Here is an 18,346-nt window from a genome sequence, read left to right on the forward strand (position 1 = left end):
CCTCAATAGGCAGGACATCACCCCGTTCAAGCTTGTGGCTCTCGCATCGACCAAGGAAATACCATGAAAGAAGGCATTCACCCGAACTACCGCGAGGTCCTGTTCGTCGACCTGTCGAACGGCTTCAAGTTCGTCACCCGTTCCTGCGTGAACACCAAGGAAATGGGCAAGACCGACGACGGCCGCGACCTGCCCCTTTTCAAGCTCGACACCTCGAGCGAATCGCACCCCTTCTACACCGGCACGCAGAAGTCGGTGGACAACATGGGCGGTCGCGTCGAGAAGTTCCGCAACCGTTTCGGCAAGACCGGCGGTGCCGCCTCCAAGTAAGGCAGGCGCTTCCGAGTCGAGGGCAGCCCGGTTTACCGCGCTGCCCTTTTTCTTTTAGTCCTCCTCCACCCAGCCCCTCTTCCCGTTGAACCAGCCGACGCCAGCGATCGTTGCCCAGAGTGCCGTGCGGCGCCTGCCGCGCATCGCCCTCATCCTGCTCTGCGCGGCGTACCTGATGCCCGGCTTGCTGGGGCGCGGCCCCTGGAAGAGCGCGGACATCGTCTCCTTCGGCTACATGGCCGAACTCGCGCGCAGCACCGAGGGCCTGGCGCGCTGGCTCGATCCGATGCTGCTGGGCCTGCGGCCCGAGACGCCGGCCCTGATCCCCTACTGGATCGGCGCCTGGGCGATCAAGATCGCGCCCGCCTGGGTACACCCGGACCTCGCGGTCCGCATCGCCTTCGCGCTGCTGCTGTGGGGCACCTTCGCAGCCACCTGGTACGCGGCGTACTACCTCGCGCGCACCACCCAGGCACAACCCGTGGCCTTTGCGTTCGGCGGCGAGGCGCGCCCCACCGACTACGCCCGCGCCATCGCCGACGGTGCGCTGCTGGCGCTGATCGCCTCCCTGGGCCTGGCCCAGCTGGGGCACGAGACCACGCCGGCGCTGGCCCAGCTCTTCTTCACCTCGCAGTTGTTCTACGGCGTCGTGGCCCTGCCCTACCACCGCGTCGGCCCGATCATCGCCCTGGTGGTCGGCGCGGCCGGCATGACGCTCAGCGGCGGTCCCACCGTCGGCCTGGCGCTGGGCATCGGGTGCGTGATCTTCCTGGCCATGGAGCGCCGTCGCCGCGCCAGGGAGGAGACGTCCGACGAAGAACCCGACTACTCCGCAGCGGCGATCGGGACGATCTTCGGCGCCACGCTGCTGGCCGGGCTGCTGGCCGCCTGGCTCGGCCTGCTGCAATGGAAGATCGAGCTGCCGGGCAGCCAGCCCGGCACCCGCGTCTGGAGCGAACTGCGCAGCCAGGCCAGGCTTATGCTCTGGTTCACCTGGCCGGCCTGGCCGCTCGCGCTGTGGACCCTCTGGCGCTGGCGCCGGCAGCTGACGGCGCGCCACGTCGCGCTGCCCCTGTGGTTTGCGCTAGTGCCGCTGGCCGCCACCTGGACCACGAGTTTTTCCGAGCGCTCGCTGCTGCTCGCCCTGCCGGCCTTCGCGACGCTGGCGGCCTTCGCCCTGCCGACCTTCAGGCGCAGCGTCGCCGCGCTGATCGACTGGTTCACTCTGCTCTTCTTCAGCGTCTGGGCCATCGTCTTCTGGGTGATCTGGGTCGCGATGCAGACCGGCTTTCCGGCGAAGACGGCCGCCAACGTGGCGAAGCTGGCCCCCGGCTTCGTCCCCCACTTCTCGGCCACGGCGCTGGTCTTCGCCATCGCCGCCACGCTGGCCTGGGCCTGGCTGGTGCGCTGGCGCACCGGCCGGCACCGCGCCGCCCTGTGGAAAACCCTGGTGCTGCCGGCTGGTGGCGCGGCCCTGTGCTGGATGCTGGTGATGACGCTGTGGCTGCCGCTGCTGGACTACGCACGCAGCTACGCGCCGCAGGTGCGCGCCATCACCGAACGGGTCGGCCAGCCGAGCTGCATGTCCGAGCTGGCGCTCGGCCGGCCCCATATCGCGGCCCTGCGCCACCATGGCCAGATCAACCTGCAGCCGCTGATGGGCGGCCCGAGCTGTCCCTGGCTGGTGGTGAGCCCGGAGGCCATCGAGCGCCTGCACACGCTGGTCAACCTCGAGGGCTGGCGTCTCATCGGCACGCTGCGCCGCCCCACCAGTCCGAGCGACGACCTGCTGCTCTACCAAAGAACCGCGCCTTGAGCAGCGAACGGCGGGTCATTGCGCGCCATGCGGCGACGGTGCTCGCCGGCCAGTTGGCCGTGATGGCCTTCGGCGTGACCGACACCATCGTGGCCGGCCGCTACGCCGAGGGTGCGCTGGCGGCGCTGTCGGTGGGCTCGGCCATCTTCGTCAGCGTCTACGTCTCGCTGCTGGGGGTGTTGCAGGCGCTGTTGCCCATCTGGGCCGAGCTGCACGGCGCGCAGCGCACGGACGAGGTCGGCCGCTCCGTGCGCCAGGCGCTCTACCTGTGCGGCTTCGCGATCTCGCTCGGCATGGCGATCCTCCTCTTCCCGGCGCCGCTGCTGCGGTGGGCCGAGGTGCCGGAGGCGATGCGCGCCGACGTCGAAGCCTATCTGCAGGTGCTGGCCTTCGCGCTGCCGCCAGCGCTGCTGTTCCGCCTGTTCAGCACGCTCAACCAGAGCCTGGGCAAGCCGCAGTTGGTGACCTGGCTGCAAGTGGCGTCGCTCGCGCCGAAGCTGGTGCTGTCGATCTGGTTCACCTTCGGCGGCGCCGGCTTGCCCGCGCTGGGCCTGGTGGGCTGCGGCTGGGCCACGCTGGCGGTGAACTGGGCGATGCTCGCCTGCGCGGCCTGGCTGCTGCGCAGCCAGCCCTTCTACCGCGACTACCGAATCTGGCGCCGCATCGAGGCGCCTGACTGGCATCAGCTCGGCCAGTTCGCCCGGCTCGGGGTTCCCGCGGGGCTCGCGGTGCTGGTGGAAGTCACGTCCTTTACGCTGATGGCGCTGTTCATCGCGCGCCTGGGCACCGCCGCCACTGCGGCCCACCAGATCGCATCGAACCTCACGGCCGTCGCCTACATGGTGCCGCTGTCGCTTTCGATCGCCACCAGCGCCCGCGTGAGCTTCTGGCTCGGGGCCGGCGACGCCACGCTGGCCCGGCGCGCCTGTGCCCGCGGCTTCGAGCTGGCCGTGCTCGGCGCCTTGCTGTTTGCCGCCGCCATGGCGCTGCTGCGCTGGCGCCTCGCGGCCATCTATTCCGCCAATCCCGCCGTGGTGGCGCTCGGCGCCACGCTGCTGCTGGCAACCGCCGCCTACCACCTGGCCGACGCCGTGCAGACGCTGTGCGTCTTCGTGCTGCGCTGCTACCGCGTCACGGTGATGCCGCTCGTCCTGTACTGCACGCTGCTCTGGGGCGTGGGACTGGGCGGCAGCTACATGCTGGCCTACCGCGGCATCGGGCCCTGGCCGGCGATGCAGTCGCCACTGGCCTTCTGGCTGATGAGCGCGATGGCCCTCGCGTTGGCGGCCGCGCTGCTGCTGGCGGTGCTGTGGTCGACGCTCAGAAGGCGTGAATGAATCCGGCGTGCCCGAGCAGCCTGTCCAGGCGTGCCCAATCAAGGCGCAAAGCGCAGCCGTAGCTTCCGCGACGGCGAGCATTTGCAACGCAGAGTGGGTGCGCCTGGGCAGGATGAGCGGGCATGGCGGGTTCGTTCACGCCTTCTCATGCGACGGCGCTGAGCACGGCAGCTTGCCGCAGCCGCGTGACCGGGAAGATCAATGCGAAGCGCGAACCCTTGCCGACCGTGCTCTCGATGCGTAGCTCGGCCCCGTGGCGCTGCGCCACGTGCTTCACGATCGCCAGCCCAAGGCCGGTGCCGCCCGTCTCGCGCGACCGGCTGCGATCGATGCGGTAGAAGCGCTCGGTGAGACGCGGGATGTGCTCGGCCGCGATGCCCGGCCCGCTGTCGCGCACCGCGTACTCACCGCGCCCGTCGGGCAGGAGGCGCCAGCTCACCGCCACCTCGCCGCCGCCGGGCGTGTAGCGGATGGCATTGCTCAGCAGGTTGGACATCGCGCTTTGCAGCTCGGTGGCCGCGCCGGCGATCTCGGAATCGGCATCCATCTCGAAGCTCAGCCTGTGCCCCTGCGAGGTCAGACGGTTCGACAGCCCGCGGCCTTCGTCTTCGCACTGCGCCATCAGCGCCCGCATCCGGGTCCAGCGGTTGGCAGGCGGTGCAGCGCTGCCCTCCAGGCGCGACAGGGTGAGCAAATCGTTGACCAGCGTCTCCATGCGGTGCGACTGCTGCCCCATCAGCGCCAGATAGCGGGACCGCTCCTCGGCATCGAGCGGCAGGTTCTGCAGCGTCTCGACGAAGCCGGCGAGCACCGTGAGCGGGGTGCGGATCTCGTGCGAGACATTGGCGACGAAGTCGCGCCGCATCGCCTCGGCCTGCTCGAGGGCGGTGATGTCGCGCGTCAGCAGCATGCGGCGGTTGCCGGCGTACGGATGCACCTGCACCGACAGGCGCACCGGATGGCCGCGATGGGCCTGGATCTGCGAGGGCGCATCGATCACCACGTCGCGGCTGTAGTTCCAGGAGGCCAGGTAGGCCACGAAGGCGGGGTCGCGCACCAGGTTCGAGAGATGCTGCAGCAGGTCGCGCTCGGTATCGATGCCGAATTGCCCGGCCGCGGTCTGGTTGCACCACTCGATGCGGCCCTGCTCGTCGAGCAGCACCACGCCGTTGGGCGAGGCCTGGATGGCGGCCAGGAACTCCTGGAGCCGGTCTTCGGCCTGCCGGGCCTGCTGCTCGCGCGTGCGCAACAGTTTGCGGATGCGCTCGGCCAGCTCGCCCCAGACGCCGGAACCGCGCGACGGCAGCCCGTTGCCATCGTTGCGCAGCACGTGCAGCAGCCGCTGGGCGCGCCAGGCATCGAGCCCGAGCCACAGCGCCGCCCCCAGCCAGGCGCCCAGCCACAGGTAATGGAGTCCGGCCACTGCCGCGACCGCGGCGCCCCCAAGAAACGAGGCCGTCAGGAAAGTTGCTATACGAAACGGCATGCCCGCCCATTGTGCCGCGGGGTCCCCGCCGGCGAGCCCTTCACACCGTGACCTGGGACGTCAGCCTGTAGCCCGCGCCGCGCACAGTCTCGACCATCGGCGCCGCGGGGCCGAGCGATTCGCGCAGGCGCTTGACGTGCACGTCGACCGTGCGCTCCTCGATGTAGACGTGATCGCCCCACACCTTGTCCAGCAACTGCGCGCGGCTGTGCACGCGCTCGGCGTGCTGCATCAGGTAGCCCAGCAGCTTGAACTCGGTCGGCCCCACCTTCAACGGCGTGCCTTGCCAGGTCACGCGGTGCGTCGCGGTGTCGAGGGCCAGCTCGCCGATCTCGACGCGCTCGGTCACCACTTCCGGCGCGCGGCGCCGCAGCACGGCGCGGATGCGGGCCAGCATCTCCTGGGTGGAGAAGGGCTTGGTGATGTAGTCGTCCGCTCCGGCGTCCAGTCCGGCGACCTTGTCGGGCTCGTCGCCGCGCGCCGTCAGCATGAGGATCGGCATGCTCTTGGTGCGCGGGTCCTTGCGCCACTGGCGTGCCAACTGCAGGCCGCTCTGGCCCGGCAGCATCCAGTCGAGCAGCACGAGGTCGGGCAGATAGGCATCGATCTCGCGCTGCGCCGCCGCGCCGTCCTCGGCCCAGATCGGCTCGAAGCCGTTGTGACGCAGGTTGACGGCAATCAGCTCGGCAATCGAGGACTCGTCTTCGACGATCAGGACGCGGGGTTTCTTCATTGATCGGAATGAATGCCTATTGAAGGGCCGACTCGATTTCCTGCATCGACGTGTGCCGCACGTCGGCACCCTTGACGATGTAGATGATGAACTCGGCGATGTTCTTCGCATGGTCGCCGATGCGCTCGATGGCCTTGGCCAGGAACAGCAGGTCGAGGCTGGCCGAAATGGTGCGCGGGTCTTCCATCATGTAGGTGACCAGCTTGCGCACGAAGCCGTCGAACTCCTTGTCGATCAGGTCGTCGTCCTTGAGGATCGACAGCGCTGCCGCAGTGTCCAGCCGCGCGAAGGCGTCGAGCGCCTTGCGCAGCAGGCCGGAGGCCAGGTCGGCCGCTATACGCAGCTCGGTGGAAGGCAACGCACGCGCCGAGCCGCTCTCGATGATCGACTTGACCATGCGCGCGATCTTGTTCGCCTCGTCGCCCACGCGCTCGAGGTTGGCGGTGGTCTTGGAGATCGCGATCAGCAGGCGCAGGTCGCGCGCCGTCGGCTGGCGCCGCGCGATGATCGAGGACAGCTCGCGGTCGATCTCGATCTCCATCGCATTGACGCGGACCTCGGTCTCGATCACCCGGTCGGCCGACTCCGTGTCGAACTGCGCCAGCGCATACACGGCCTGGCTGATCTGGGACTCGACCATGCCGCCGAGCTCCATCACCCGCGAGGAGACCGCGTTCAGTTCGCTGTCGAACTGGCTGGAAAGATGTTTTTCGGTCATGACGCCCCTTTCAGCCGAAACGGCCGGTGATGTAGTCCTCGGTTTCCTTGCGCTTCGGCTTGAAGAACAGCTCTTCGGTAGCGCCGAACTCGATCAGGTCGCCCAGGTACATGTAGGCGGTGTAGTCGCTGCAACGCGCCGCCTGCTGCATGTTATGCGTCACGATGACCACTGTGTATTCGTTCTTCAGTTCGGCAATCAGTTCCTCGATCTTGGCCGTGGAGATCGGGTCCAGCGCCGAGCAGGGCTCGTCGAGGAGCAGAACCTCGGGCTTGATCGCGATGCCGCGGGCGATGCACAGCCGCTGCTGCTGGCCGCCCGAGAGGCCCGAGCCGCTCTGCTGCAGCTTGTCGCGCACCTCGGTCCAGAGCGCGGCCTTCTTGAGCGCCCACTCGACGCGGTCGTCCATCTCGGATGCACTCAGGTTCTCGAACAGCTTCACGCCGAAGGCGATGTTGTCGTAGATCGACATCGGGAACGGCGTCGGCTTCTGGAACACCATGCCGACCTTGGCGCGGATCAGCGCCACGTCCTGCTTGGAGGTCAGCAGGTTCTCGCCGTCCAGCGAGATCACGCCCTCGGCGCGCTGCTCGGGGTAGAGCTCGAACATGCGGTTGAAGGTGCGCAGCAGGGTCGACTTGCCGCAACCCGAAGGGCCGATAAAGGCCGTGACCTTGTTCTCGGGGATCTCGAGGTTGATGCCCTTGAGCGCGTGGAACTTGCCGTAGTAGAAGTTCAGGTCCTTGACCGAGATCTTCGCGCGGGACGGCTGTGCAGCGATGGTGGAAGGCATGATGTTCAGAGTTTGTTGCGCGTCAGGACGCGAGCGAGGATGTTGAGTGCCAGCACCGCGACGGTGATCAGGAACACGCCGGCCCAGGCCAGCTGCTGCCAGTTCTCGTACGGGCTCATCGCGAACTTGAAGATGGTCACCGGCAGGCTGGCCATCGGCTGCGTCATGTCGGCGGTCCAGAACTGGTTGTTGAGCGCCGTGAAGAGCAGCGGCGCGGTTTCGCCCGCGATGCGCGCCACTGCCAGCAGGATGCCGGTGACCACGCCGGCGCGCGCCGCGCGCAGCGTGATGCTCATGATCACCTTCCACTTCGGCGTGCCGAGCGCGTAGGCGGCCTCGCGCAGGCCGGGCGGCACCAGCTGCAGCATGTTCTCGGTGGTGCGGATCACGACCGGGATCACGATCAGTGCGAGCGCCATCGCGCCAGCCAGGCCCGAGAAGGACTTGAAGTAGGCCACCACGATCGCGTAGACGAACAGGCCGATCACGATCGAAGGCGCCGACAGCAGGATGTCGTTGACGAAGCGCGTGACGCTCGCGAGCCAGCCCTTGGGGTTGTACTCCGCCAGGTAGATGCCGGCCATGATGCCGATCGGCGTGCCGACGAAGGTCGCCATCGCCACCATCGCCAGCGAGCCGAAGATCGCGTTGGCGATGCCGCCGGCCTCGTTGGGCGGCGGCGTCATCTCGGTAAAGGTGGCGATCGCCAGGCCGCCGACGCCGAGGCGCAGCGTTTCCCAGAGGATCCAGATCAGCCAGAACACGCCGAAGGCCATCGCGGCGAGCGACAGCGACAGCGCGATGACATTGACCCGCTTGCGACTGGCGAACCTGGCCGCGCGCGTCTCGTTGAGCGCCTGGGCGCTGAGGAGCTTCTCCGCGGTGCTCATAGAAAAACCTCCGCGCTGCGCGCTGCGGTATTCGCCTTGGGAACGGCCCGGCAGCTCATGATTTCTTGCCCTCGCTCTTCTGCATCTGCTGCAGCAGCAGCTTGGACAGCGACAGCACCACGAAGGTGATGAAGAACAGCACCAGGCCCAGGTACATCAGCGAGGCCTGGTGCAGGCCGGCGCCGGCTTCGGCGAACTCGTTGGCCAGCACCGAGGTGATGCTGTTGGCCGCCTCGAACACCGAGAGCGAGTTCAGCTGGTTGGTGTTGCCGATCACGAAGGTAACCGCCATGGTTTCGCCCAGGGCCCGGCCGAGGCCGAGCATGATGCCGCCGATGACGCCGGCCTTGGTGTAGGGCAGCACCACCTTGGACACCACTTCCCAGGTGGTGGAGCCGAGGCCGTAAGCCGACTCCTTGAGCAGCGGCGGCGTGACCTCGAACACGTCGCGCATCACCGAAGCGATGAACGGGATGATCATGATCGCCAGGATGATGCCGGCCGACAAAATGCCGATGCCCACCGGCGGGCCGGACACCAGCGCGCCCAGGTAAGGCACTCCGTCGAACAGCCTCTGCAGCGGCTGCTGCACATAGGTCGAGAGGATCGGGCCGAACACCAGCAAGCCCCACATGCCGTAGACGATCGAGGGCACGGCAGCCAGCAGCTCGATCGCGGTGCCGAGCGGCCGCTTGAGCCAGGCCGGCGACATCTCGGTCAGGAACAGCGCAATGCCGAAGCTCACCGGCACCGCGATGATCAGCGCGATCAGCGAGGTGGCGAGCGTGCCGTAGATCATCACCAGGCCGCCGTACTCGTTCTGGACCGGATCCCACACGCTGCTGGTGAGGAAGCCGATGCCGAACTTGGCGATCGCGGGCCAGGCACCTGCCAGGAGCGACAGCAGGATGCCGATGAGCATCGCCAGGGTCAGCAGCGCGGCGCCCTTGGCCGCGATGCCGAACAGGCGGTCGGCGATGGCGCCGGTGCGCGGCTTCCTGACAGGGGGCGGGTTGGTGGATGTGCGCGCACCCTCGGCCGGGAGGTCGAGGGGGTTGGCGGCAGCGGGGAAAGTGGATGACACAGGTCGCTCCGAATTCGGCGCGTGCTCGAGCGGGGTGCTGCTCATGACGCGCCGGCTCGCTTTACTTGGCGACGACGGGCTTGCCCGACGCGTCCTTGATCTCGCCCCAGGCGATCGCGATGGCACCCTTCACCTTCTCGGGCATCGGCACGTAGTCCAGGTCGCCGGCGGTCTTGTCGCCGTTCTTGTAGGCCCACTCGAAGAACTTGAGCGTGGTGGTCGCCTGTGCCGGCTTGTCCTGCGTCTTGTGCATCAGGATGAAGGTGGCGCCGGTGATCGGCCACGACTGGTCGCCGGCCTGGTTGGTCAGCACCTGGTAGAAGGTCTTGGACCAGTCGGCGCCCGCGGCGGCCGCCTTGAAGGCGTCGTCGTCCGGGGAGACGAACTTGCCGGCAGCGTTCTGCATCTGCGCATAGGTCATCTTGTTCTGCTTGACGTAGGCGTACTCGACATAGCCGATCGAGTTGGGCAGCTTGCTGACGAACTGGGCCACGCCTTCGTTGCCCTTGCCGCCCGCGCCGGTGGGCCAGTTGACGGCGGTGCCGTCGCCGACCTTGGCCTTCCAGTCGGGGTTGGCCTTGCTCAGGTAGTTGGTGAAAAGGAAGGTGGTGCCGGAACCGTCGGCGCGGCGCACCGGGGCGATGGCGGCGTCGGGCAGCGCGAGCGAGCCGTTCAGCGCCTTGATCGCCGGGTCGCTCCACTTGGTGATCTTGCCCAGGTAGATGTCGCCGAGCACCTGGCCGCTGAGCTTCAGCTCGCCGGCCTTGATGCCCTGGATGTTGACCACAGGGACCACGCCGCCGATGACGGTCGGGAACTGCACCAGGCCCTTGGCCTTGAGGTCTTCGTCGGTCAGCGGCATGTCGGAAGCGCCGAAATCGACCGTCTTGGCGTCGATCTGCTTGATGCCCGCGCCGGAACCGACCGACTGGTAGTTGATCTTGGCGCCGGTGGCCTTGTTGAAATCGGAAGCCCACTTGGAATACAGCGGGGCCGGGAAGCTTGCGCCTGCGCCCGTAGCTTCCTGGGCAAAGGCGGGGACATGGGCCAGGGCCGCGGCGATGAGGCCGGCGGCTGCAAACTTGAACGTCGTTTTCATGAAGCTTCCTTCTGGATGTGCAAAGAACCCCCTTGCCGGGGACTTGGCAGCGACTCTAGGAAGCTTGTGTGACATCAATGTGACACCCTCTCCAGAGGGAAAACGGCCCTGCTGGGCCGCGGATTCTATGACGATGTCACACAACCGTCATGATCCGCACCTAGCCTCGGCAGCGTGCCGCGGCGCCTGCCTACGCGGCGCCGGCCGGCCGCGACGTTACGATCAGGCCCCGGCCTCTCCCATCTCGACATGCAAAACGGAACCCGCCTCGCCGCGGTCGATCTCGGTTCGAACAGCTTCAGGCTCGAAATCGGCCGGGTCGACCATGGCCAGATCCACCGCGCCGAATACCTGAAGGAAACCGTCCGCCAGGGCAACGGCCTGGACGCGGCCCGCAATCTGACGCCCGAGGCCATGCAGCGCGGCTGGGACGCCCTGGCACGCTTCGGCGAACGGCTGGCGGGCTTCAAGCGCTCGCAGGTCCGCGTGGTGGCCACTCAGACCCTGCGCGAAGCCCGCAACCGCGACGAGTTCCTGCTGCGCGCGCGCACCATCCTGGGCTTCGGCATCGATGTCATCACCGGCCGCGAAGAGGCCCGCCTTATCTATCAGGGCGTGGCGCACCTGCTGCCCCACACCGATGCCTCGAGCCGCGAACGTCGGCTGGTGGTGGACATTGGCGGCCGCTCGACCGAGATGATCATCGGCCAGGGCCTGGAGGCCGAGGTGATGGAGTCGTACCGGGTCGGCAGCGTTGCCTGGTCGATGAAGCATTTTCCCGAGGGCCAGTTCACCACCGCCGCCTTCCGGGCCGCCCAGATCGCGGCCAAGGCGGTGCTCGACGACGCGCTCGGCACCTACGTGCCCGACCGGTGGGACGTGGCCTACGGCGCCTCGGGCACCATCGGTGCGGTCGGCGACGTGCTGGCGGCCGCCGGCGGCGAGCCGGGCCTGATCACGCGCGAAGGGCTGGACTGGCTGGTCGACCGCCTGCTCAAGGCCGGCAGCGCCGATCGCCTGCGCATCGAGGGCATGCGGGAAGACCGCAAGGCGGTGATCGGCGGCGGCGTGAGCGTGCTGCGGGCCGTTTTCGACTTGCTGGAGATCGAGGAGATGCGGGTGGCGCAGGGCGCCCTGCGTCACGGCGTGCTGTACGAGCTGCTCGAGCGCGACGAGAGCGTCGCCGACCTGCGCGCCAGCACGGTGGCGCGCCTGGCCAGCCGCTTCGCCGTCGATGCCGCCCAGGTGCGGCGGGTCGGCGAGACGGCCGCGGCCCTGTTCCTGCAGCTGGAGCCGGCCTCGCGCGGCGCCAGCACCACCAGCCGCGCGGGCCGGGCGCTGCGCAAGATCGGCTGGGCCGCGCAGTTGCACGAGATCGGCACCCACATCTCCCACAGCGAATACCACAAGCACGGCGCCTACATCCTGGACAACTGCGACGCGCCAGGCTTCGCGGTCAACGAGATGCACTGGCTCAGCCAGCTGGTGCTGGGCCACCGGGGCAAGCTGCGCAAGCTCGAAGGATCGCTGGACGACGAGACCTTCGTGCCCCAGCTGTTGGCACTGCGGCTGGCGGTGATCCTGTGCCATGCGCGGCGCGACCCCGACCTGGACGGTCTGCGTCTCGTGCGGGCGGACAGCCGCTTCTTCGTGCTCGGCTGCCGCAGCGGCTGGGCCGAGAGCTATCCACAATCGGCGCACCTGCTGCGCGAGGAAGTGCTGGCCTGGCAGAAGACCCCCTGGCGGGTCCAGCTGGAAGGCTGCTGAGCGCCCGCCAGAGCGATTGGCGCCGCCCGCCCGCCTAGAGCAGCTCGGGCGACTGAACCGTCACCACCACGGTCTGGACGTCTCCGTCGCGCTCGCGCGTGCGAATCCACCAGACGGCGCCCTTGCGCACCGGGCAGCTGTCCTGCTTCAGCCCGAGCAGCAGCGAGATCGCCTCGCCGAGCGAGGGCTGGTGCCCGACCAGCAGCACCACCGACTTGCCGTTGGGCCAGCCGGCCGCGCCCAGCAGCGCATCGGGCGTGGTGTCGGGCGCGAGTTCGCTGCGCAGCTTGTACTTGCGACCCAGCGCCAGCACGGTCTGCTCGCAGCGCCGGGCCGGACTGCAGACGACGCGCGTGCCCTCGGGCAGTTGCCGGTCCAGCCAGGCCGCCATGCGCTTGGCCTGCTTCTCGCCGCGCTGGGTCAGCGAACGCTGCATGTCGTCGCAGCCTTCGGTCCAATCCTCGGCCTCGGCATGGCGCCAGAAGATCAGGTCCATGCGCGCCTCATCCTCGCGTGGCGGCGCGGCTGCGGCCACGCGACGAGTAGCGGACCATGAGCGCGGTCTGCGCACCATGCGCCTGGACGGCGCGCGGCGCGCCCTCCTCGCCCTGGTGCGTGTCGTGGTGCACGCGGCGGTAGGCGCCATCGGCGCCGAGGTCCCAGGCATCGCGCCCGTCGTGCAGATAGGCCACCAGGCATTCGTCGATCAGGCGCTGGCGCAGCACGGGGTCGGTCACCGGCCAGGCCAGCTCGATGCGCCGCATCATGTTGCGGTTCATCCAGTCGGCGCTCGACAGGTAGAGCGCCTCGTCCTCGCCTTCCCGGAAATAGAAGACCCGCGAATGCTCGAGGAAACGGCCGATCACCGAGCGCACGCGGATGTTGTCGGTCAGGCCCGGCACCAGGGCCGGCAGCGTGCAGGCGCCGCGCACGATCAGGTCGATCTTCACGCCCTTGCGGCCCGCGGCGACCAGGGAGGCGATCAGAGCCTCGTCGGTCAGCGCATTCATCTTGGCGACGATGCGCGTGGGCACGCCGCGCGCGGCCGCCGCGCCCAGCGCTTCGATGCGCGCGGCCAGGTTGCGGTGCAGATCGAAGGGCGCCACCCACATGCGGTTGAGCTTCGGCAGCCGGCTCTGGCTGGCCATGTGCACGAACACGGCCTCCATGTCGGCCGTCAGCGCCGGATCGGCCGTCAGGTGGCTGATGTCGGTGTAGAGCCTCGCGGTGCGCGGGTTGTAGTTGCCGGTAGAGAGGTGGCCGTAGCGCCGCATCTGCTTGCCTTCGCGCCGCGTCACTAGCAGCATCTTGGCGTGGGTCTTGAGGCCGACCACGCCATACACCACCTGGGCGCCGATCGACTCGAGCATCTCGGCCCAGTTGATGTTGGCTTCTTCGTCGAAGCGCGCCTTGAGCTCCACGATCACCGTGACTTCCTTGCCGCGGCGCACCGCCTCGCGCAGCAGCTCCATGAGCTCGGAATCGGCGCCGGTGCGGTAGATGGTCTGCTTGATCGCGAGCACCTGCGGATCCTGCACCGCCTCGCGCAGGAAGGCGAGCACGCCCTCGAAGCTCTCGAAGGGCTGGTGGATCATTGCATCGCCGGCCTGCAGCCGCTCGAAGAAGGACTGCCCCGGCGACAGCGAAATGGGGTAGGAGGCCTGGTAAGGGGCGAAGCGAAGCTGCGGCTCCTCCAGCAGGTCGATCAGCTGCGTGAGCCGCGCCAGGTTGACCGGCCCATGCACCCGGTAGAGCGCCTCCGGCGGCAGATCGAACTGCGCGAGCAGGAAGCTCGCCAGCGACTCGGCACAGCTGGCCGAGACTTCCAGCCGCACCGCCTGCCCGAAGTGCCGGTGCTGCAGCCCCTGGCGCAGCGCGGTGCGCAGGTTCTTGACGTCTTCCTCGTCGACCGCCAGGTCGGAATGGCGCGTGACGCGGAACTGGGAGAAGTCGCCCACCTCGCGCCCCGGGAACATGCTCTGCAGATGCGCCCGCACGATGCTCGACAGCGCGACGAAAAGCCTCTTGCCGCCGGACACGCGGCCCGGCATCGCGATCATGCGCGGCAGCACCCGCGGCACCTTGACGATGGCGATCGGGTTCTCGCGGCCGAAGGCGTCCTTTCCGCCCAGGCGCACGATGAAGTTGAGCGACTTGTTGGCGACCTGCGGGAAGGGATGGGCCGGGTCCAGCCCGACGGGGATCAGCAGCGGCCGGACCTCCCGCTCGTAATAGTCGCTCACCCACTTGCGCTGCGCCGCATTGCGCTCGCCGTGCGAGATGACGTGGACGCCTTCCTTCGCAAAGGTCGGCATCAGCTCGTCGTTGTAGAGCGCGTACTGGCGGCCCACCAGGGTATGCGCCGCCTCGGCCAGGCGAGCGAAGGAGTCGACCGTGTAGTTGCCCTTGCGGTCGCCGGCGGTATTGGCGGCCAGGTGAGGCGCCATCCGCACCTCGAAGAACTCATCGAGGTTGGACGAAACGATGCACAGGTAGCGCAGCCGCTCGATCAGCGGGACCTCGGGTCTATAGGCCCAGTCGAGCACGCGCTCGTTGAAGGCCAGGATGCTGTGGTCGCGATCGAGCAGCGTCAGCGAGGGTTCCGCGACGGCAGGCGGGCTGTCGGCGAGGACGGGGGGAGAAGCGAAATTGTCTGGAACAACGGGCACAGGAATGGTCGCATGCGAGAACATGACAGTGTCGAACGACTTCGTGACACTTCCATGACAACTGTGTGACGCTCTTTCCCGGCTGTCAATTGCCCAGGAAATGCTTGCGGTAGCGCGCCGGCAGGTCGTCGATGCGCATCAGCATGGGCAGGTCGGCGGTGTTGAAGTCCGGATCCCAGGCCGGCGGGCCCAGCACCTTGGCACCCAGCCGCAGGTAGCCCTTGATCAGGGCCGGCGGCTCGATGTCCAGATCGCCGTTGAGCCGATGCACCGGCAGCGGCAGCCGCGGCTGGACCTGGAACTGGATGGGCGCCATGTGCGTGGCCGAGAGCTGGCGCCAGATGCTGGCGGCGGCATCGCCGCTGGTCACGCCGTTGTGCCACATCGGGATGCTGGCACAGCCGATCATGGTGTCGAGCTTGTTGCGGTTCATGAAGGCCGCGAGCGCGCCCCACAGCGCAAGGATCACGCCGCCCTGCCGGTGGTCGGCATGCACGCAGCTGCGGCCCAGCTCCACCATGCGCTCGCGCAGGTCGCGCAGGCGCGTCAGGTCGAACTCGGTGTCGCTGTAGGTGCTGCCCACGCGCCGGGCCTGGGCCGGCGTCAGCACGCGGTAGGTGCCGATGACCTGGCGCGTGGCCTCGTCGCGCACCAGCAGGTGCTCGCAGAAATCATCGAACAGGTCGACGTCGTGGCCTTCGAGCGTGGTGTTCAGGCGCGCGCCCATCTCGCCGGCGAACACTTCATAACGCAGGCGCTGCGCGGCACGCACGTCGTCCTGGTGGCGCGCCCAGCTCACGCTGATGCCGCCGCGGCCGGGCTCGATCGCCTCGGGCAGCGTGACGGGTGCGGCAGGCACGGGAACGGTCGCCGGCGTGCGAACCGGGGCGGGCCACAGGGCGGCGCGCAATCCCAGTTGCGAGAACGGAAACGTCGGCGTGGGCAGTTCTTTCATGCGGGGACCCTTTCTGCCGACGAAGTCTGTGAGCACGCAATGAAATACGCGTGTCACTCCGATGGCAGTTGCATGACGTGTCGCTAAAGGGCCAAACTTTGGGCGTCTAATGCCGAACGGCTGAACCTTGCAAGCGATGGAGTTCCACCCATGTCCGTTGAAATGACTGCCGACGCCCCCGTCGGCATCGCCGAGACCCGGCGCGACCAGATGTTCCCCACGCTGACCGCTTGCGACATCGCACGCGCCCGGCGCTTCGGCAGCGTGCAGCACTACGCGCGCGGCGACTGCCTGTTCTCTGCCGGCGAGCCGGGCGCCGGCATGTTCGTGGTGCTCGAGGGCATCGTGGCCATCACGCAACGCGACGGGCTGGGACGCGTGGTGCCGATCCGGCACCAGGGCCACGGCCAGTTCCTCGCCGAAATCGCGCAACTCTCCGGCCGCCCTTCCCTGGTCGACGGCCACGCAGAAGAGGAGGTCACGACCCTGCTGGTGCCGCCCGAGCAGTTGCGGGCCCTGATCATCGCCGAAGCCGACCTCGGCGAGCGGCTGGTGCGCGCGATGATCCTGCGCCGCGTGGCGCTGATCGAATCGGGCAGCAGCGGGCCGGTGCTGATCGGCCGGCCGCAATCCGCCGCGCTGCTGAGCCTGCAGAACTTCCTGACGCGCAACGGCCATCCCTACCAGGTCGTCGATGCCACACAAGACAGCGATGCCCGCGCCCTGCTGGAACAGTATCCCGACGCGGAATTGCTGGTCACCTGCCCCAACGGCTCGGTGCTGACCGATCCCAGCGAGAGCGCCCTGGCGCGCTGCCTCGGCATGATCGATTCCGTCGAGCACGACGAGCTGTTCGACGTGCTGGTGGTGGGCGCCGGCCCGGCCGGCCTCGCGACCGCCGTCTATGCAGCCTCCGAGGGCCTGCGCGTGATCGTCCTCGACTGCCGCTCCTTCGGCGGCCAGGCCGGCGCCAGTGCGCGCATCGAGAACTACCTGGGCTTTCCGACCGGCATCTCCGGCGGGGCGCTGGCGGGGCGCGCCTTCGTGCAGGCCCAGAAGTTCGGCGTCGAGATGATGATCCCGGCCCAGGCCGCGTCCATGGATTGCAGCCAGGCCGACAGCAAGGGCGAGCTGATCGTCCGCCTCTCGGACGGGCGGCGTCTGCGCGCGCGAACGGTGGTGATCGCCAGCGGCGCCCGCTACCGCCGGCCCGAGGTGCCGCGCCTGAGCGAATTCGAAGGCCGCGGCATCTGGTACTGGGCCTCGGCGCTGGAGGCCAAGCTGTGCGCCCAGCAGGAGATTGCCCTGGTCGGCGGCGGCAACTCGGCCGGCCAGGCGGCGGTCTTTCTCTCGCAGCACGTGGACAAGCTCAACCTGCTGGTGCGCGGCCCGTCTCTCGCGGCCACCATGTCGCGCTACCTGATCGACCGCATCGAAGCCACGCCGAACATCGAGCTGCATCCCCACACCGAGCTCATCAGCCTGCATGGCGAGCCTGATTCGGGGCTCAACGGCGCGAGCTGGCGCTGCAGAACCAGCGGCGAAGAGTTCAGCTGCCCGGCCCGCAACATCTTCCTGTTCATCGGGGCGGTGCCGGAAACCGACTGGCTGGAAGGCTGCGGCGTCTCCGTCGACAAGCACGGCTTCGTGCTCACGGGCGAGGCCGCGAGCCGCGGCTTTCCGGCCCGCCCTGCAACCGCGCTGGAAACCAGCGTGCCGGGCGTGTACGCGGTGGGCGACGTGCGCTCGGGCTCGGTCAAGCGCGTGGGCGGTGCGATCGGCGAAGGCGCGCAGGTGGTCGCGCTGATCCACAAGCACCTGGCCCCCAGCGCCGTGGCCGCCTGAAAGCCGGCACGTCGGCTGCCGGCATCCGGGGGGCGCCCTGCACGAAGGACCACCGGCGGCTATGCTGGCCGGCCGTCTTTCATCCGTGGAACCCTACGCATGTCCCAAGCGCCCATCGACGTCTATTCCTGGCCCACCCCCAACGGCCACAAGATCCACATCATGCTGGAGGAGTGCGGCCTGCCCTACCGCGCGCACCCGGTCAATATCGGCAAGGGCGACCAGTTCGAGCCCGCCTTCCTGAAGATCAGCCCCAACAACAAGATTCCGGCCATCACCGACCCCGAGGGGCCGGACGGCAAGCCGATCTCGCTCTTCGAGTCCGGCGCCATCCTGGTCTACCTGGCCGGCAAGACCGGCCGCTTCATGCCCGAGAGCGACCGCGGGCGCTACGAGGTGCTGCAGTGGCTGATGTTCCAGATGGGCGGCGTCGGCCCGATGCTCGGCCAGACCCATCACTTCCGGCTCTACGCGCCGGAGAAGATCGCCTACGCGATCGACCGCTACAGCAACGAGGCGCGCCGCCTCTACGGCGTGATCGACAAGCAGCTCGCCAACCACGCCTTCATCGCCGGCGACAGCTACTCCATCGCCGACATCGCCATCTTCCCCTGGCTGCGCAACTGGGAGGGCCAGGGCATCGTGCTGACGGACTTCCCGCACCTGAAGAAGTGGTTCGAGGGCATTGCCGCGCGACCGGCCGTGCAGCGCGGCGTCAAGGTGCTGGCGGATCTGCGCCAACCGATTACGGGCGACAAGGAGCGCGAGGTGCTGTTCGGCAAGACGCAATACGAGCGACGCTGAGGGCCCGCCCCCGCCGCGCA

General features: G+C 68.3%; 16 protein-coding genes. 6 read left to right on the plus strand and 10 right to left on the minus strand.

Annotated features, from left to right (window positions below):
- The first annotated feature begins 63 nt into the window (after nt 1–63).
- The 3 genes from AC3A6X_RS00285 (at nt 64) to AC3A6X_RS00295 (ending at nt 3,483) form a co-directional block, all read left to right on the plus strand.
- Nucleotides 64–330: a type B 50S ribosomal protein L31 gene (locus AC3A6X_RS00285; RefSeq protein ID WP_309961271.1), complete on the plus strand. Its 267-nt coding sequence runs from the start codon at nt 64–66 to the stop codon at nt 328–330.
- Nucleotides 331–415: 85 nt separating this feature from the next.
- Nucleotides 416–2,146 carry a hypothetical protein gene (locus AC3A6X_RS00290; RefSeq protein WP_487840303.1) on the plus strand — a complete coding sequence of 577 codons (1,731 nt, stop codon included), beginning with the start codon at nt 416–418 and terminating at the stop codon, nt 2,144–2,146.
- A complete protein-coding gene (locus AC3A6X_RS00295; protein ID WP_487840304.1) occupies nt 2,143–3,483 on the plus strand; it encodes an MATE family efflux transporter in 1,341 nt (446 codons plus the stop codon). The genes AC3A6X_RS00290 and AC3A6X_RS00295 overlap by 4 nt, the downstream gene beginning before the upstream one ends.
- A 145-nt stretch (nt 3,484–3,628) precedes the next feature.
- On the opposite strand, the gene phoR is transcribed toward AC3A6X_RS00295, so the two are convergent.
- From phoR to pstS, 7 genes are read right to left on the minus strand one after another with little or no spacing between them, the layout of a single operon-like run.
- Entirely contained in the window at nt 3,629–4,969 is a 1,341-nt protein-coding gene (gene phoR, locus AC3A6X_RS00300; protein ID WP_487840305.1) for a phosphate regulon sensor histidine kinase PhoR, read from the minus strand.
- A 40-nt stretch (nt 4,970–5,009) separates the two neighbouring features.
- Complete coding sequence (gene phoB, locus AC3A6X_RS00305) at nt 5,010–5,702, minus strand: phosphate regulon transcriptional regulator PhoB (RefSeq protein ID WP_487840306.1); 693 nt, start codon at nt 5,700–5,702, stop codon at nt 5,010–5,012.
- A 16-nt stretch (nt 5,703–5,718) separates the two neighbouring features.
- The gene (gene phoU, locus AC3A6X_RS00310) at nt 5,719–6,420 is read right to left on the minus strand and encodes a phosphate signaling complex protein PhoU (RefSeq protein ID WP_487840307.1); all 702 of its coding nucleotides are present in this window, start codon (nt 6,418–6,420) and stop codon (nt 5,719–5,721) included.
- 10 nt (nt 6,421–6,430) lie between these two features.
- Nucleotides 6,431–7,213 (minus strand): phosphate ABC transporter ATP-binding protein PstB, encoded by a 783-nt coding sequence (pstB, locus tag AC3A6X_RS00315; RefSeq protein ID WP_309961264.1) that lies wholly within the window; start codon nt 7,211–7,213, stop codon nt 6,431–6,433.
- 5 nt (nt 7,214–7,218) lie between these two features.
- A complete protein-coding gene (gene pstA, locus AC3A6X_RS00320) occupies nt 7,219–8,103 on the minus strand; it encodes a phosphate ABC transporter permease PstA (RefSeq protein ID WP_309961262.1) in 885 nt (294 codons plus the stop codon).
- Nucleotides 8,104–8,158: 55 nt separating this feature from the next.
- Complete coding sequence (gene pstC, locus AC3A6X_RS00325) at nt 8,159–9,232, minus strand: phosphate ABC transporter permease subunit PstC (RefSeq protein WP_487840308.1); 1,074 nt, start codon at nt 9,230–9,232, stop codon at nt 8,159–8,161.
- A 16-nt stretch (nt 9,233–9,248) separates the two neighbouring features.
- Nucleotides 9,249–10,286 (minus strand): phosphate ABC transporter substrate-binding protein PstS, encoded by a 1,038-nt coding sequence (pstS, locus tag AC3A6X_RS00330; RefSeq protein WP_487840309.1) that lies wholly within the window; start codon nt 10,284–10,286, stop codon nt 9,249–9,251.
- A 249-nt stretch (nt 10,287–10,535) separates the two neighbouring features.
- Here pstS and AC3A6X_RS00335 point away from each other — a divergent pair, with 249 nt between their 5' ends.
- A complete protein-coding gene (locus AC3A6X_RS00335) occupies nt 10,536–12,053 on the plus strand; it encodes a Ppx/GppA phosphatase family protein (protein ID WP_487840310.1) in 1,518 nt (505 codons plus the stop codon).
- A gap of 34 nt (nt 12,054–12,087) precedes the next feature.
- Here the strand turns inward: AC3A6X_RS00335 and AC3A6X_RS00340 are convergent, their stop codons facing one another.
- From AC3A6X_RS00340 to AC3A6X_RS00350, 3 genes are all read right to left on the minus strand, one after another.
- A complete protein-coding gene (locus AC3A6X_RS00340) occupies nt 12,088–12,549 on the minus strand; it encodes a SixA phosphatase family protein (RefSeq protein ID WP_309961254.1) in 462 nt (153 codons plus the stop codon).
- A 7-nt stretch (nt 12,550–12,556) separates the two neighbouring features.
- Nucleotides 12,557–14,746, minus strand: a complete 2,190-nt coding sequence (gene ppk1, locus AC3A6X_RS00345) for a polyphosphate kinase 1 (RefSeq protein ID WP_487840311.1) — start codon at nt 14,744–14,746, stop codon at nt 12,557–12,559.
- Nucleotides 14,747–14,807: 61 nt separating this feature from the next.
- Complete coding sequence (locus AC3A6X_RS00350; protein WP_487840312.1) at nt 14,808–15,677, minus strand: GNAT family N-acetyltransferase; 870 nt, start codon at nt 15,675–15,677, stop codon at nt 14,808–14,810.
- Nucleotides 15,678–15,827: 150 nt separating this feature from the next.
- Here AC3A6X_RS00350 and AC3A6X_RS00355 point away from each other — a divergent pair, with 150 nt between their 5' ends.
- Nucleotides 15,828–17,522, plus strand: a complete 1,695-nt coding sequence (locus AC3A6X_RS00355) for an FAD-dependent oxidoreductase (protein ID WP_487840313.1) — start codon at nt 15,828–15,830, stop codon at nt 17,520–17,522.
- A 99-nt stretch (nt 17,523–17,621) separates the two neighbouring features.
- Nucleotides 17,622–18,326: a glutathione binding-like protein gene (locus AC3A6X_RS00360; protein WP_487840314.1), complete on the plus strand. Its 705-nt coding sequence runs from the start codon at nt 17,622–17,624 to the stop codon at nt 18,324–18,326.
- The last annotated feature ends 20 nt before the right edge of the window (nt 18,327–18,346 follow it).

Source organism: Variovorax sp. Soil_C_12 (genome assembly GCF_057657375.1).